The 16,068-nt window shown below is 41.8% G+C and carries 14 protein-coding genes; 6 read left to right on the top strand and 8 right to left on the bottom strand.

Translation table 11 applies throughout. From position 1 onward, the window contains the following. Positions 1-90 precede the first annotated feature (90 nt). The 3 genes from N480_RS08265 to glmU all read right to left on the bottom strand — a co-directional run bounded on the left by N480_RS08265 (position 91) and on the right by glmU (position 4,986). Positions 91-2,220: a peptidase domain-containing ABC transporter gene (locus N480_RS08265; RefSeq protein ID WP_063372041.1), complete on the bottom strand. Its 2,130-nt coding sequence runs from the start codon at positions 2,218-2,220 to the stop codon at positions 91-93. Between the two features lie 29 nt (positions 2,221-2,249). Beyond that, positions 2,250-3,494, bottom strand: coding sequence for an HlyD family efflux transporter periplasmic adaptor subunit (locus tag N480_RS08260; RefSeq protein WP_063372040.1), 1,245 nt, complete (start codon positions 3,492-3,494; stop codon positions 2,250-2,252). Between the two features lie 130 nt (positions 3,495-3,624). Further along, positions 3,625-4,986: a bifunctional UDP-N-acetylglucosamine diphosphorylase/glucosamine-1-phosphate N-acetyltransferase GlmU gene (gene glmU, locus N480_RS08255; protein WP_063372039.1), complete on the bottom strand. Its 1,362-nt coding sequence runs from the start codon at positions 4,984-4,986 to the stop codon at positions 3,625-3,627. A 640-nt stretch (positions 4,987-5,626) separates the two neighbouring features. On the opposite strand from glmU, the gene N480_RS25275 reads away from it, so the two are divergent. The 6 genes from N480_RS25275 (at position 5,627) to N480_RS25900 (ending at position 9,357) form a co-directional block, all read left to right on the top strand. After that, on the top strand, positions 5,627-5,794 hold the full coding sequence (locus tag N480_RS25275; protein WP_155732794.1) for a hypothetical protein: 168 nt from the start codon (positions 5,627-5,629) through the stop codon (positions 5,792-5,794). 18 nt (positions 5,795-5,812) lie between these two features. Continuing rightward, positions 5,813-5,974: a hypothetical protein gene (locus N480_RS25270; RefSeq protein ID WP_155732793.1), complete on the top strand. Its 162-nt coding sequence runs from the start codon at positions 5,813-5,815 to the stop codon at positions 5,972-5,974. A 36-nt stretch (positions 5,975-6,010) separates the two neighbouring features. Continuing rightward, on the top strand, positions 6,011-6,196 hold the full coding sequence (locus tag N480_RS08250) for a hypothetical protein (RefSeq protein ID WP_063372038.1): 186 nt from the start codon (positions 6,011-6,013) through the stop codon (positions 6,194-6,196). Positions 6,197-6,223: 27 nt separating this feature from the next. After that, a complete protein-coding gene (locus tag N480_RS08245; RefSeq protein WP_063372037.1) occupies positions 6,224-6,895 on the top strand; it encodes a helix-turn-helix transcriptional regulator in 672 nt (223 codons plus the stop codon). Positions 6,896-6,912: 17 nt separating this feature from the next. Then, complete coding sequence (locus tag N480_RS08240) at positions 6,913-8,010, top strand: MBL fold metallo-hydrolase (protein ID WP_063372036.1); 1,098 nt, start codon at positions 6,913-6,915, stop codon at positions 8,008-8,010. A 693-nt stretch (positions 8,011-8,703) separates the two neighbouring features. Next, positions 8,704-9,357 carry a helix-turn-helix transcriptional regulator gene (locus N480_RS25900; protein WP_063372035.1) on the top strand — a complete coding sequence of 218 codons (654 nt, stop codon included), beginning with the start codon at positions 8,704-8,706 and terminating at the stop codon, positions 9,355-9,357. 134 nt (positions 9,358-9,491) lie between these two features. Here the strand turns inward: N480_RS25900 and N480_RS25265 are convergent, their stop codons facing one another. The 5 genes from N480_RS25265 to atpG form a co-directional block, all read right to left on the bottom strand. Continuing rightward, positions 9,492-9,665, bottom strand: coding sequence for a hypothetical protein (locus N480_RS25265; protein ID WP_155732791.1), 174 nt, complete (start codon positions 9,663-9,665; stop codon positions 9,492-9,494). Between the two features lie 997 nt (positions 9,666-10,662). Next, positions 10,663-12,852, bottom strand: a complete 2,190-nt coding sequence (locus N480_RS08230) for a winged helix-turn-helix domain-containing protein (protein WP_063372034.1) — start codon at positions 12,850-12,852, stop codon at positions 10,663-10,665. 501 nt (positions 12,853-13,353) lie between these two features. Further along, the gene (locus N480_RS08225; RefSeq protein ID WP_063372033.1) at positions 13,354-13,770 is read right to left on the bottom strand and encodes a F0F1 ATP synthase subunit epsilon; all 417 of its coding nucleotides are present in this window, start codon (positions 13,768-13,770) and stop codon (positions 13,354-13,356) included. Between the two features lie 13 nt (positions 13,771-13,783). Then, positions 13,784-15,169 carry a F0F1 ATP synthase subunit beta gene (gene atpD / locus N480_RS08220; protein ID WP_023400934.1) on the bottom strand — a complete coding sequence of 462 codons (1,386 nt, stop codon included), beginning with the start codon at positions 15,167-15,169 and terminating at the stop codon, positions 13,784-13,786. Positions 15,170-15,201: 32 nt separating this feature from the next. After that, positions 15,202-16,062 (bottom strand): F0F1 ATP synthase subunit gamma, encoded by an 861-nt coding sequence (gene atpG / locus N480_RS08215; RefSeq protein WP_063372032.1) that lies wholly within the window; start codon positions 16,060-16,062, stop codon positions 15,202-15,204. Positions 16,063-16,068: the final 6 nt, after the last annotated feature.

Raw genomic sequence — 16,068 nt, 5'->3', positions numbered from 1 at the left:
AACTTTATTTTCGGTGCGCGAAAACATTGCACTCAATCAAAAGTCAGGAAATAAAAAAGTGCTACGCCCCACAAACAGGGGCGCATTCAATTATTCACTTTCCGGTTGGAGTTCTTCTACCTTTACTTTCTGTAGTCGAATCTCGCGATCTGCCGATGCTATCGTCTCTTTACGATGCGCAATGATAACGCGGGTCATATCAAGCCTGCTGACAGCCTCATTGATATCCGATTCTAAATTGGTATCCAAATGGCTGGTGGCTTCATCCATAAACAAAATTTTAGGTTGCTTGTAAAGCGCCCGAGCTAAGATAATTCGCTGCTTTTGGCCACCTGAAAGTGAGGATCCCATATCGCCGATTAAGCTGTCATACCCCATAGGCATTTGACTGATATCATCGTGTATCGCCGCCATTTGTGCGCAATAAACAACTCGCTCCATATCGATTGGCGAGTCAAAAAAAGCGATGTTATCTGCGACCGAGCCAGATAACAGCTCATCATCTTGCATCACCGCTGCAATTTGCTGTCGATACTGCCGTGCACCAATTTGCTCAATGGGTACACCATCAATCAATACATCACCACTTTTGGCTTGGTTAAGCCCCAGCATAATTTTTAATAACGTTGATTTACCGCAACCAGATGGGCCAGTAATGGCGACCGATTCGCCTTCATTAATTTCCAAACATAAGTTGTTTAAAACATTTGGCGTGGCGTCAGAGTATGAAAAGCAGATGTTTTTCAGTTCAACTTTACCTGCAACAGTGTGCTTCTTAAGCTTTTCAGGCTGCAGTGTCTCCTTGTCTGTCAGCGCAATATCCGCAATACGGTCAAAGTGCAAACCTACCATCTTAAATTCGATGAGCTTTTCTATTAAGTTAGCCGTCTTGTCCATAAATTGGCGCTTATAAGACATAAATGCGAACAGCATACCGGTACTAAAACCACCGTCCAAAACAAGGTGTGCCGCTAAGTAAACGACGAGAATATTCTCGATCCCAAACAATGCACGGTTAATGGCTTCGTATCCAATTTGAAAGTTACCTAGCCGAATGCTTTGGTTTATTGCATTTGCGTATCGATTCTGCCATTGCCCCTCGCGTTTTACCTCTGAGCCAAATAACTTGATTGTTTGAATGCCACGCACCGTTTCCATAAAATTGGAATTCTCTTCAGCGCGCGCCATGATCTCTTGCTCACTGATACTTCTAAACGGCTTATACATGGCCACCCTAACCAATGCATAGGCAATGACCGCTGTTAATACCACCAGCGAGAGTGTTGGGCTGTAAAAAAAGATCATCGCAAGTGTAATGATCGCCATCAAACCATCGATGATGGCTTCGATCACACCCGTTGTCAGGATTTGCTTAACTTGCTGCAATGAGCCAAACCGTGAAACCACATCACCCATATGGCGCTTCTCAAAATAAGAAATCGGTAAACGCACCAAGTGGTGAAATAAATTGGCACCCAGTTGGATGTTCATTTGATTACCAAAGTGAAGTAACGTGAACCCTCGCAGCGCATTTGTGGCAATCTCAAACACCAGGACCAAGAAGAAGCCAGTAGCCAATACGGTCAATAAATTTGTATCCCCTGTCAGAACGACATCATCTATGACAAGCTGGATATAGTATGGCGCCGCAAGCGTAAATACCTGCAACAAAATAGACAACAAGAAAATGAGCAGTAAAGAGCGCTTTAAACCAGTAATGCGACTCCAAAAGTCCGCAAATCGCAAACTTGGCTTTTTCTCTTGCTTTTCAAAACTCTTGGTCGGTGTAAGCTCTAGCGCAACACCAGTAAAGTGTTTTGAAGCCTCTTCTAAAGTAAATGTCTTTTCGCCAGAAGCCGGATCATGAATAACAATGCGTTTTTCATTGGCTTTTTTTAACACTACAAAATGGTTCATATCCCAATGTAGGATACAGGGGGTTTGCAACGCGTCTAGATCTTCTAACTCTATTCTCAAAGGTCGAGAACTGAGCTCCAATTGCTCAGCAAAATGCATAATATCAAGTAGCGTTGCGCCTTCTATTGATATACTAAATTTTTGCCTCAAGGTCGTCAAATCACTGTGATAGCCGTGGTAAGCAGCCACCATTGCTAAACTGGCTAGCCCACATTCCGCGGCTTCAGACTGCAAAATAATAGGCAGTGAATTTCTCGACCAAAACTGTAATTTTTGTACCGGTGAATTGTCTTCCTCGTACATATTAAGCCTTTTATTATCGTTATTGCAGCTTACAGCTGTCCTTTAATACTAAATACCGGATCAAATAACCATCGTAATAGCGAGCGCTCTTCAATGATGATATCTGCATCTAACATCATTCCTGCACGCAATGGCGTTGATTTTCCATATGCCTGAATCTCCTGTTCAGACAGCGACACGATGACGCGATAAGCTGGTTCACTAATAATACCGGGAATAATGGCTTCCTCAGGCAATATCAGACTGGTACTAACTTGTTTAATTTCTCCACCGTAAATCCCAAACTTCTCGTAAGGGAAAGCGTGATATCGCAACTTCGCTTGTTGGCCTTGCTCTATAAAACCAAACGCCGAAGTTGGCACATAAATAACGGCCTGCATCTGGCTATTTTCTGGGATCACACTTAATAATTTTTGCCCCGAGGTGACATTTTTCCCGACTTTAGCGAGTAGCCCGGTTACAACGCCAGCTTTAGGCGCTCTTAACTCGCCTAGCCTCTGCTGCTCTATCGATGTTAACTGTATTTTAAGCTGAGCACGTTCAGATTTAAGTTGATTAATGCGCTCATCATGCGCCAGGGGGAGCTTTTCAAGCTGTGTATTAAATTGTTCTATCTGCGATTCTAGATTGAGCTTTTCCGAACGCATATTTGACGACTGTTGCTGAAGAGATAAAAGCGTGTCTTTTTGCCTTTGCAACTCTAGCTCAGAGATATATCCAGTCCCTTTTAAAGTACTGATTTGATTAACCATTTGCTTATTTAATTCGAGACGTTGCGAAAATGTGGCTTGCTGACTGTTTAATTCATCTAAACGCTTTTCTGAGCTGATTTTTTGCTGTGTTAATTCGTTTAAATCTAGCTGATATTGTTGTTCTTGCTGCGCGATGAGGCGTTCGAGATTTTGTAATTGAAAAGTGTATTGATTGACCAATGCCTGATTTAACTCTAGCTCTTGCGTACTGTGCTTTGCAGAAGCAATCCTAAGTATCGGCTGCTCGGCCTCTACAAACTGCCCTTCCTCTACCAACACTTGCGCGATCACGCCTTCTTGCGTAGCAACCATGTTCAGAATACCCGTATTTGGTTCTAATACGCCAGATACACGTTCCTTTCTCGCATAGCTTCCAACGGCAAGATATATAATGCTGATAATCACCACAAATAAGATCAGAAAGGTGAGTGTTTTAAACACGGGTGGTTGAACTAAACTCACAGCTCCTTCTAATCGGTGTCGCTTATTCTCTAGTACTTCTTTGCGAAAGAGATTTTCCATAATAACTTGTACACCTGAATTAATTGTTTTTATTGTTAAATTTTAATTAACCTCTCTTAATGTATCATTTTGGATTCGAGAAAGAAATGAGATACAAAAAAAGGGAATTAAATTCCCTTTTTAATATCAGTTAAGCTTTTTTGGTGGGTCGCTGCCAACCTGAGATATTACGCTGCTTCCCTCTAGCAACCGCCAACTGCTGGTCAGCAACTTTAGTGGTTATAACTGAACCCGCAGCCACAGTCGCTTGTGCCCCAACGTTAACTGGCGCAACTAGCGAAGAGTTCGAGCCAATAAATGCCCCATCACCAATCACAGTTTGTGACTTGTTCACACCGTCATAATTGCACGTAATGGTACCTGCGCCAATATTCACTTTTTCACCGACAATGGTGTCGCCCAAATAAGTAAAGTGGTTTGCCTTAGAGCCAGATCCTAAACGAGACTTTTTCATCTCTACAAAGTTGCCAACATGCGCGTTTTCTTCCAATAACGCACCTGGTCGTAATCGTGCAAATGGACCCACAGTACACAGCGCTTTGACTTGTGCTTCTTCAATTACTGAGTTTGCTTTTATCACTGCACCATCACCAATTTGGCAATCTTTTAATACGCAGTTTGGTCCGATACGAACATTATTTCCAATTTCAACTTTACCTTCAAAAATAACGTTGATATCTATTTCAACATCTTGTCCAGTGGTCACTTCACCACGCACATCAATACGTGCTGGATCAGCAAGGCTTGCACCATTTATCATTAATTCATGAGCTTGGCGGGCTTGGAAAGCACGCTCTAACGCTGCAAGTTGAACACGGTTATTAGCACCTTCAACTTCCATCGCATCATCAGGCTGCGCAGAGTTAATTTCTACACCTTCAGCATGCGCCATCGCAACGATGTCAGTCAGATAGTATTCACCCTGTGCATTATTGTTAGATAACTGCCCTAGCCACTTTTTAAGTAGCCCACCGTTAGCAGCCATAATGCCCGTATTTATCTCTCGAATTTCTAATTGCTCTGCAGAAGCATCTTTTTGCTCAATAATGCCGACCAATTTGCCATTTTCTCGCAGCATGCGACCATAACCCATAGGGTTATCTAGTGTAACCGTCAACACAGACAAACCGTTTTCTGGTGTCGAAGCCAGAAGCCTCTCTAGAGTAGAACGCTTAGTAAGCGGTACATCTCCATACAACACTAGTACAGTATCGTCATCAGCAATATGCTCTTTAGCCACAGCCACAGCGTGCCCAGTGCCAAGCTGCTCTTCCTGAAGTACCCAATTAACTTCATTGTGCGCTAAGTGCTCTTTTAATAACTCTCCGCCATGACCATACACCAAGTTGGTGGCTTTTGCCCCCATGGCAACAGCATTGTCGATAACGTGCTGAACCATTGGTTTGCCAGCAACTGGGTGAAGAACTTTAGGTAAGTTCGATCGCATACGAGTACCTTTACCCGCGGCTAAAATAACTGTATTTAGTGACATCAGTGATGAATCCTTTTTTTACTTACTATCCCCTTTACATTTCACACACTTTAAGACTGCCACTCCATGTGTACAGTCAAACATATTCGCAGTTTGTAAAATGAGCCGGAAATGATTGCTGATATTTTAACTATATTTATCTCAATTAATAGTCAAATTAACGCTATTAACACTCATCTGACGAGCAATGTCGTGTGTTTATAGAGTATTCACTAGGTTCTATAAGCAAATTGAATTTATTATCCACCTTCTATTTAAACAATCATGATGTTAAAACGGGTCTACGGCACATTTGCTCCGCCAAAATAGGCACACCCAAGTGGTGTACTTACCTTAGTTTCCCCAGAAAAACACTGGCAAAAATCGCAGTAATTGGCATAAAAATTGGCCAAAAAAAACGATAAAAAGTTCTAATTAAACCATTCAAGAGTATACCAAAGCTTATAAAACAAAGATTTACACCAAAACCTTATATACAAATCATAACCTTCTAGTAATTAACTTTTGCGAAAATCTTGTTACCTTAGGAACCAGGTTGTAGCGCAGACAAAAACACTTCAACCAACGGAAGTAAAACAAGATAAATAACTAAAAAGAATTACGAGCTCTACATAAAAAATAAGTAAATAAAGGACACACAATGAAACTTGCTATCACAAAGAAGAACATTAAAAACCTTAGCCAAGATAAAAAGCGTCTTCCTGCTGATATGACGAAAGTTATCAAAGGCGGCTCAATGCCAGATTTACATGGCGGCAGCTCCGACACTTCAGTCACGGTTCCTTCTGGTCCGGATCACCAAGCTTAATGCGCAGAGGGCATGAATATGAAACTAGCTATTAATAAAAAGAACATTAAAAACCTTAGCCAAGATAAAAAGCGCCTTCCTGCTGATATGACAAAAGTTATCAACGGTGGCTCAATGCCAGAATTACATGGCGGCAGCTCTGATACGTCGGTCACAGTTCCCTCAGGCCCAAATAATTAAGCATAAACTAAAATATCAAACACCAAGGACACGATGATGCATCTAACAATTATAAAAAAGAACATCAAAAACCTTAGCCAAGACCATAAACGTCTACCCGCTGAAATGACTCAAGTTATTAATGGTGGGGCAACTTCTCAATACAAGCTTAAAACAACAAGCACTCCACCTGTATCGGATGATAGCTCTGACACATCTGTGACTAGCCCTTCTGATATTTAATGAAATACATTGAATGGAGTAGTAGCAATGAATGCAGCACTTTCTACAAAAATGACCACGGACAATTGCACCCAGATTGCTTTTAGTAATATCGTTAAAAAAATAGATAATGTTAAAACAGAAACTGACTTTCGCGACTTAGTAGCTGAACTTCAGGGACCTTCTGTATCTGGATTTGTGGGCTTCATTGCTTTCAATCACATCACACCGACTTCACTTGAAAGTAAAGTATTTGGGCGCCTGCCCGGTGACATACGTCAACTGTTATTAAGAAAGGAAATACAGGAACACTGTCATCGTGATGCCTTACCTGTCGCTTTACATCAATTTGGCAACCTATATCCTCGAAATCTATATTTACTGCCTGTTCACGCGGGCCACAATGAGCATGGGGCAATACTTTTACATATTGAAAACCCCCAAGAAATCGAACATTTATGCTGGTATTGGTCACCCATAGCAACGCATTTAGTGCGTGCTTATATAAAAATATCAAAGCAACAGTTGATACCAATAACTAAGCGGGAAAGAGATTGTTTACTGTGGGCCTGTGAAGGTAAAACGTCGTGGGAGATTAGCCAAATTTTAGGGGTGTCGGAACGTACAGTAAACTTCCACCTCGCCAATTGCATTGAAAAGACCAATAGTGCGAATAGGCTGCAAGCAATCGCAAAGTGCGTAGTATCCAACATCATTTAGAATTGTAAGGAACAACAATGCGAGCGGTTAAATACATTGGACTGTGTTCAGCAATGCTGGTAGTGGCGTGCAACTCCAACCAAACGCCGCTACCAGTTATTAAAAAGCACGCAGACTCTGTAAAACCCTTTGAAAACCTTTATGATTCGCCGTTTGAGGAGCTTTTGCCACGTCATAAAATCGACACGATGGACTTTTTAACAACCGAAGAAAGGAAACCGATAGCAGATAGTTTTTTTCGACTGGCTTATTCAGGGTTCGATAAAAGTCATGGTTATAATTTTGCAAACAACCAGTATCCAACATCAATAAACCGTCAATCTCGTAATGTGATTACTTGGTTAGGCCATGCAAGTTTTTTAATCCAAGATGGTTTGGGCAATAGTTACTTAACTGACCCTGTTTTCGGAGAGTTCGATGGCATTGTAGGCAAGCTTGGCACTATGATATTTGATGAGCTGAAGCGCTTGGGACCTGCGCCTATTGAACCCAAAGATTTAGCCTTTGTTGACAGTGTACTGATATCCCACGGTCATTATGATCATTTTTCAAATGAAACATTATCAAAACTTGGGAAAGACGTAGATATATTTTTACCTTTGGGGATGCAAAGCGAATTAGTCGGACGCTACAACAATGTGTATGCTTTAGACTGGTTTACTGAAGTTAAATATAAACAAAGCAATATTCATTTTGTTCCAGCGCACCACTATTCTAAACATGGTATTTTTGGCCAGCATGACAGCCTTTGGGGTGGCTGGATCATTAAAGCAGGTGAACAGACTATCTATTTTGCAGGTGATACGGGCTATAGCCCTATTTTCAAGGATATTCAAAAGAAATATGGAAATATGGATGTGTGTATGATGCCGATTGTTACCTACGGAAAACATTTCAGAAGTGTGCATTTATCCCCAGAAGATGCGCTACAAGCAGCCCAAGATCTTCAATGTAAAGTATTTGTCCCCTGGGGATATGGTACTTGGCAACTGGGCTTTGAACATGTCAATGAACCCCTGCGCAGATTGGCTTACGCAGCCAAAACATTCAAGCCAAACTTTAAAGTGCGAGTGCTTGGCATGGGAGAGTCATTTAAGTTCACTGAATTACTGTAATCGCGTTACCGACTAATTTTACAAGCGTCCTTACAGCCAGCACCCGTGTCCGCTGATTGTTTTAGGGCGCTTTTTCACTTCTGATTCGCAGACTAATTCAATATTAGGCCGGCTTATGCACCGTTTATAACGCGCTTAATACCGTATAAACGGCCCTAAACCAGAGTTACTTCCTGTCTAAGATGCACATTAATGTATCCTCTAATGTACCTTGTCATACCGACTCTATAAGTTGTGGACCGAAATAGGCACGGCACATTTGAGTGTTCCCATACAGGGTGCTGTCAGCCTTCACCTTAATTAAACAATAGTCCCTTGCTGCTCCTTCAAAAACGAGCATCGATTGAACACCGCTCCTTATTAAATCTGTATTATTGCCATATCTTAAACAGCCGACAGTTCTGTTATCTCCAGAAACCATTTAACCAAATTCAAGTCCCTAAAAGGCATAAAATTGAATAGCACGCAGCAACAGAATTGAAAAATGCGGCTCTAAATGATTCGGAATAATTAATAAATCATAGCCTGCGCTAACATACGTATGAAGATTCTATTACACAACCATTTTAATTATAATAAACAACCTTAAATCATTGTTTTTACTGTTTATTTTTTTAAATTTAAAAATTTGCAAGGAAATACAATTAACGCCACTATACACATAACCAATGCGTATCAAATGCGGGAATTGAGATGACTAACAACAACTTAGAAAGTACATTTGCAGACATACTGAGTTTTAAACCACTCATCAATAAAGCAGAAAGGATTCACTCACTAACTCAAATAGAGGAATGGTTGAGTGAAGTTGCAACTATCACTCAATGCAACTCTATACATATGATAGGTTTCCAACCACTGTCCCCAACCTCTTATCACCATCACATCGTTGGGACTCATTGTCGAGATATCGAAGAAGAAACCTCATTAGACCTAATTTATGAAAATTGCAGAGAATACTGCAGCGCCTACTCGATAGATCTGAAAGGTTGTGCACATGCTCTGGCGATTCCTATTAGAGGTGTGAGTGGTATTTTAGGTTCTATATTCATCACAAGTAGTGCCTTTTTTTCCTCGCAACAACAAGAGTGGTATTGGAGTATTTTAGGGCCCCATTTATTACTTGCTTTAAAAAGGTGTTTATCTAAGGAGAGAATTAACATCACAAAACGCGAACGCGACTGCATTCTATGGGCGTCAGAAGGAAAAACATCATGGGAGATCAGCCAAATACTGGGGATTTCAGAGCGGACGGTGAACTTTCACTTAAGTAACTGTATTATAAAAACCAACAGCGCAAACAGACAGCAAGCAATCGTAAAATACTTATTCAATCACAGCCTCTAAAGAGGCTTTCATCCCGCCTAAACAGTATTATCGCTTATCCACTCAAGCACCAGTGCTTGATTCTGCCTCTTAAATAAAGCTGAATCAGTAAAAGCAAAGCTGTCAAATCACTCCAGCCAAGCTCGCGGTTCGAATTAGCACATGCTATCTAAACCGCGGCGCATTGAAGATATCATAATCACCAAGCCATTGTTTGATGTATGGCGAGCTTTGACACCACCAGCAATGCACATTGCCTCTTGCGCCTTGTCCTCAGTGCTTGTGATAGATAACTTTGGGAAATTGCAATTTCTTAATTTTATTTTCATGATATTACCCTGCTTTTAGTTTTTAAGGAATAAATATAGGCAGCCCTACATCTCCTCTTAGCGGATTTGGTGCCACTGTGCCTGAATCTATACGTCCTCCGGCTATACTCGGTTAGCGTATTTGCCAATATAGAATAGGCCTGTTGTAGGAGGGTTGGCGTCCTTGCCAAAAACGAAAAGGCAAAACTGAATAGTAAACCCAATTACGACCGATCTACTTCAATACCGCACTTTGCTGTGCTGCACTTTTCTGTATCTCCTTATATCAATTGGTGAGGTTAGCTCCCTTGCCAGAAAACGAAAAGGCATTCCGATTCCGTGAGTCAAAGCGCTCCAGTCCTGCCTCAAGCTATCACTATTCTTCCCTGCGAGAACTCAGTATGGTCGGCATCTTGCCCTAATCCGAAAACTCAGATGTGTGTCATAGTCTCCATACTGTTTATTCGCCACTCCCTGATGTGACATCCTTGTCACGACCGAATTTCTCTCTTTATTATTATTTTTAGTGCGCGAACTTCAGTATCCTTTATGCACTCCTTTTACTACTTAATTGGTTGCAACTTTGCTATATCCTTTAAGCCAATAAATCGCATACAGCTATGTATTTGAACAGCCTTGAATACTGTGCATATACCAAAATCGCCTTCAGGAATATTGCTTAACGCGCACGCCCATAGTAGTAAAACAGAAGAATCAGAGTAACTGTCATTTTTTACAGAAGCAGTAAAAAATAGGCGCCCAAAAATGCGTCATGCGACGTCATCGCTGACAGTAAAAATTATCAGTGAATTGAACTTAGCATATAGAAAGCAATGCCGGTGAGTGTAAAGAGGCTAACAATGTATACAGCAATACATAGCATGTAGTCGCTTTGCGCTTCTCTCATATACATAATTAATGAATTACAACGAAAGAAGCTTTTAAGCTGTCAATGGGTAATATGGAGGTAAATTGCGAGCTCTTATTTAATTACAATAGATTGAGCTCAAAACATTGCTTATTTGGCAACCGACACATTCAACAAGTGATTATTTTGCAACCGCTTAGCATAGACATACACTTGCCCTTCTTTAGCCCCTGTAAAAATACCAAAGAAAGAGTCTGTTTTACGCTCAACATTTAATAAACGTGTCACAACGAGACTATTCAAGTCCATTTTACTTACGCTATTACCAGAACTAAAGTAAACAAAATTGCCAGTGATAGACCAACTTAAATGGGTTGTATCCGATAAGTCTAACAGCTCTAGCTCCTTGCCTGTCACAATGTCACGTTTAAAAAGCCTGTAACTCTTATCAAAATAATATAAGTGATGTTCATCTATCATTCTGGCAGAGTGAATGCCCTTTTTAGTCAAGCGGACAAATTTTTTCTCAGCAAGATTATAACTCCATGCATCGCTCGTATCCTTCACTAGCGTCATCAAAATATTGTTTTGAAGTCCCCAATTAGCATCTGCGATTGTGTCACTAACAGCAATACTATCGACAACCTCTAAATTACTCATAGCAATGATTTCTAGGTAATTTTGGTATGCGACGAGTATCTGGCTATCATCTGCAGATAGCGCAATATCAACGATTTCAGTGGTTGGCAACTCTAATAACTTGGTGCGTACACCTTCAATAATTTTCCACAATGATTGATTCCTAGCACCTCGGGCCAGGTATATCCCGCCATTTGCATGGTTGAATGGTGCCACTAAAGATTCTGTCGCATCCGATACAGAGAAGGGAATTAACGAAGGTACGTCATCACCTTCATCAATTCGATAGATATTACCATCTAATAACTTAGTCGAGAATATTAGCTGCTCAGGCGACACAACCATATAACCGTGTATTTCTTTCTCCAGTGGGTAATAGGTGCTCGATACAATTTTTGTCGCTAATTCATAGGTCATAAGCTTGTTTTCATTATGATCAAACCACATTACTCGGCTGTCATCTTCTGACCATTCAACCGAACGAAGCTTATAGTTTAGACGCACTAACAACTCTTGATCACTGCCATCAGCATTGGCTTTGAAAATGGCAGTGCCATTTTTGATCGAGCGTAAAAACAAAATATCATGTTTGTTATGAGACAATTTAACGTAAAAATCGCCACTAAAACGAATATTGGGTGAGGTTACCTGAAACTCAGTCCCACTTTTTAAGTCTTTGCTAAAAATAGCTGATATATATGGCCTGTCGCGATAATCATATTTAGTGTACAGCAAGGTATCATCCATACTCGTTACACTCATTCTACGCTCAGCACTGCAATCCCAGACTTTCTCATGTCGCGCATCGAGCAACCCCGGTTCAAAGGTCGCTGACCAAAGCTCGCAAACTTTATTTTCTCCGATACTGCTTACTTGATAATAAAGCTGTAAATGGTCTTCAGCCCACCCCGTAGGCATGACGTTCACACCTTCCTTTTTCACCAATCTAATATTTTGTAAGGACTTCATATCCTTAACGTAAAGTGCTGAGGTGCGCTCCCCTTCAGCTAAAAATGAATATGCTAATAGTGCACTATCTGGAGACATTTCTTGGAATGCCACAGACCCCTTGCTCCACGTTAGGATCTCTTTATCGAGCTGCGTAACATAGTCATTAAAGTTACCTCTGCTCGAGCCAGGATGTGCGTTTACATTAGGCGAAGATAAATATGAATTGATTAACACCCCAACAAACATACAGGCGCTCAGCGCCACCGAGCCCCACATAAGCTTTGCGTTGTAACGAGTAGAAGTGTTTTTAGAAATATAAGGGGATTGTGAATCCGGAGCCCTCGTACTGTCTTGAGCTAGCCCTTGAGGCTCCTTCGCGAGATGCTGTTTAGCGTCCGTTCCTTTATAGATGATCTCCACATCTAAAACAAAGCTATAGCCAGTCCGATAATGTGTCTTCAAAGTCTGGCCACGTTGCTTGTCAGATTTTAGTGCTTTGCGTAATTCTGAAATCGCTCTGTTAATAGCATTATCATCAACATAAGGCTGTTGCCAAACTTCGTCTGTGAGCTCTTGGCGCGTGACAATGCGATGACTGTTATCAATAAAATATAACAGCATTCTAAATAGCAAAGGCTCCAACTCCCTTTCAATTTTATCGTTGTCTGTTAGTAATTGTTTTTCTGGATATATCGTCCATGATTCCAGTTGTATTTTTTCTATATTTTTACAAAACGCAACAATATTCATATTCTTATTTGAGGATATAGGAATAACAGCAGTGTAAATATGTAAGCTCTTGTATGCTTGCCCACAAGAAAAAGAGCTGACTATTTAATACAATGCACTTAAGTTAAGTACGCCATGGCTGACGCCCAAATATAGGACCTTTAGCTATACTATTTTAAATATCCATGAATGTGAACAATTCTTCACTCAGATTCGATGAATAGTTACTAATAGACTAAAGCATAGATAGTACGCCCCAGCTTAAGAACAGTACCTTTTAATCAAAACTAAAAAGTTAGATAATAAATAAGGACCAGCTTAAACTGCTTTTTCATTCATCCCTTTTCTTTTCGAAGCTGGACTATGCTCTCTATCCCTATGAATAACACCAAGCGCATCAATCTAGACGGTATTGACACACAATAGTTTTACACCCCTATTGCAGAGGTTAGCTTTTTCGACAAAATAAAAAGCCCACGCTAAGTTACCCTAGCGTGGGCTTTAAACCAAATAGGTGGTTGGTTATTTGCGCAACTGGCGAATAACGCGTAGCTGTGCAAGCGCTTCTTCTAGCTGTACAGCCGCTCGATTATAATCAAGATCAGCTGTTGAGCCTGAAGAGATTTGCGCTTGAGCTTCACGTCTGGCTTCTTCAGCAGCTTGCTCATCAAGCTCTTCACCACGGATAGCAACGTCCGCTAGAACAGTTACTGTCTTTGGTTGAACTTCAAGCGTACCGCCTGCGACGTAGATGATCTCTTCTGCACCATCTTCTTTAACCAAACGTACCATACCAGGTTTTAGGCCAGTCAGGAGTGGCGCGTGGCCAGGGTGAATACCTAGTTCACCTTCACTACCTGTTACTTGAATAGTCGCTACAGAACCTGAGAATACACTCTTCTCTGCGCTCACTACGTCAAGTTGTACTGTCATTGCCATAACAACCTCCTAATTACATGTTTTTAGCTTTATCAACTGCTTCGTCGATTGAGCCAACCATGTAGAATGCCTGCTCAGGCATATCATCGTAATCACCGTTTAGGATGCCCTTAAAGCCAGAGATTGTGTCTTTAAGAGATACGTATTTACCAGGTGCACCAGTGAATACCTCAGCAACGAAGAACGGCTGAGATAGGAAACGCTGGATTTTACGTGCACGAGATACAACTTGCTTATCTTCGTCAGAAAGCTCGTCCATACCTAGGATCGCGATGATGTCTTTCAGCTCTTTATAACGCTGAAGTACAGTCTGAACGCCACGTGCTGTCTCATAGTGCTCGTTACCGATTACTTGAGGGTCTAGCTGACGTGAAGTTGAATCTAGTGGGTCTACCGCAGGGTAGATACCTAGAGACGCGATGTCACGTGAAAGTACTACTGTTGCGTCAAGGTGCGCGAACGTTGTAGCTGGTGATGGGTCAGTCAAGTCATCCGCAGGTACGTATACCGCTTGGATTGAAGTGATTGAACCAGTCTTAGTCGAAGCGATACGCTCCTGTAGTACACCCATCTCTTCTGCAAGCGTTGGCTGGTAACCTACCGCTGAAGGCATACGACCTAGAAGTGCTGATACCTCAGTACCTGCTAGTGTATAACGGTAGATGTTATCTACGAAGAATAGTACGTCACGACCTTCGTCACGGAACTTCTCAGCCATTGTAAGACCAGTCAGTGCAACACGTAGACGGTTACCCGGTGGCTCGTTCATCTGGCCATATACTAGAGATACTTTGTCTAGTACGTTTGAGTCGTTCATCTCATGGTAGAAGTCATTACCCTCACGCGTACGCTCACCAACACCTGCGAATACAGAGTAACCGCTGTGCTCGATTGCGATGTTACGGATAAGTTCCATCATGTTTACGGTTTTACCTACACCGGCACCACCGAATAGACCAACTTTACCACCTTTAGCGAAAGGACATACAAGGTCGATTACCTTGATACCCGTTTCTAGTAGCTCAACTGAACTTGATTGATCTTCGTATGAAGGCGCAGCACGGTGAATAGACATACGCTCTTCTTCACCAATTGGACCTGCTTCATCGATAGGCTGACCAAGTACGTCCATGATACGACCTAGGGTCTTAGTACCAACTGGAACCTTGATTGGCTCGCCTGTGCCTTCTACTGAGATACCACGACGTAGACCGTCTGTAGTACCAAGTGCGATACCACGTACCACACCGCCACCTAACTGCTGTTGCACTTCTAGTGTCAAACCAGCTAGGTCGCCTTCTGTAACTTTTAGTGCGTCATATACGGCTGGCACGTTGTCTTGTGGGAACTCGATGTCCACAACGGCGCCGATAATTTGGACGACCTTACCTAAACTCATGTCTATTCCTCTCGTTAAACTTTGCCGAAGCGTTAAACAGCAGCCGAACCGCCAACAATCTCACTAATTTCTTGTGTGATTGCAGCCTGACGTGCTTTGTTGTAAACAAGTTGCAGCTCATCCATTAGGTCGCCTGCGTTATCAGTTGCGGCTTTCATCGCAACCATACGGGCAGCCTGTTCAGATGCAGCATTTTCTACTACACCCTGGTACACCTGTGACTCAATGAAACGAACCAATAGCGTCTCTAAGATCGCTTCTGGATTTGGCTCATATAAATAGTCCCAAGCGTGGGCTGATACTTCTTCTTCAGCTTTTGGCAAAGGTAATAACTGTTCGATCGTTGGCTCTTGCTTCATTGTGTTAACGAATTTGTTGTACACAACGAACAAGCGGTCAATTTTGCCTTCAGCAAATGCATCTAGCATTACTTTTACAGGACCAATTACGTCCTGAATTGAAGGTGTATCTCCAAGACCCGCTTTTTTAGCGAGTAATTCACCGCCAAAACGTTGGAAGAAACCGGCAGCCTTGCTACCTAAAGTAGCATATTCAGCGTCAACGCCTTTTTCTTTCCACGCCTTAACGTCTTGTGTGATTTTCTTAAACTCATTTGAGTTTAAGCCACCACACAGACCACGGTCAGTTGAGATAACAATATAACCAACTCGCTTAACATCACGGTCCTCTAGGAACGGGTGATGGAAGTCAAGATTTGCTTGAGCAACACGACCGATCACTTTGCGTAAGTTCTCAGCGTATGGACGGCTTGATGCCACACGGTCTTGCGCCTTCTTCATTTTAGAAGCGGCAACCATTTCCATCGCGCTGGTGATCTTCTGAGTATTCTTAATACTCCCGATCTTGCTTTTTATCTCTTTTCCGCTGGCCATGACTCT

Source organism: Pseudoalteromonas luteoviolacea S2607, assembly GCF_001625575.1.
GTDB classification, from domain to species: Bacteria; Pseudomonadota; Gammaproteobacteria; order Enterobacterales; family Alteromonadaceae; genus Pseudoalteromonas; species Pseudoalteromonas luteoviolacea_E.
This window is presented reverse-complemented; position numbering and strand designations above follow the sequence as displayed.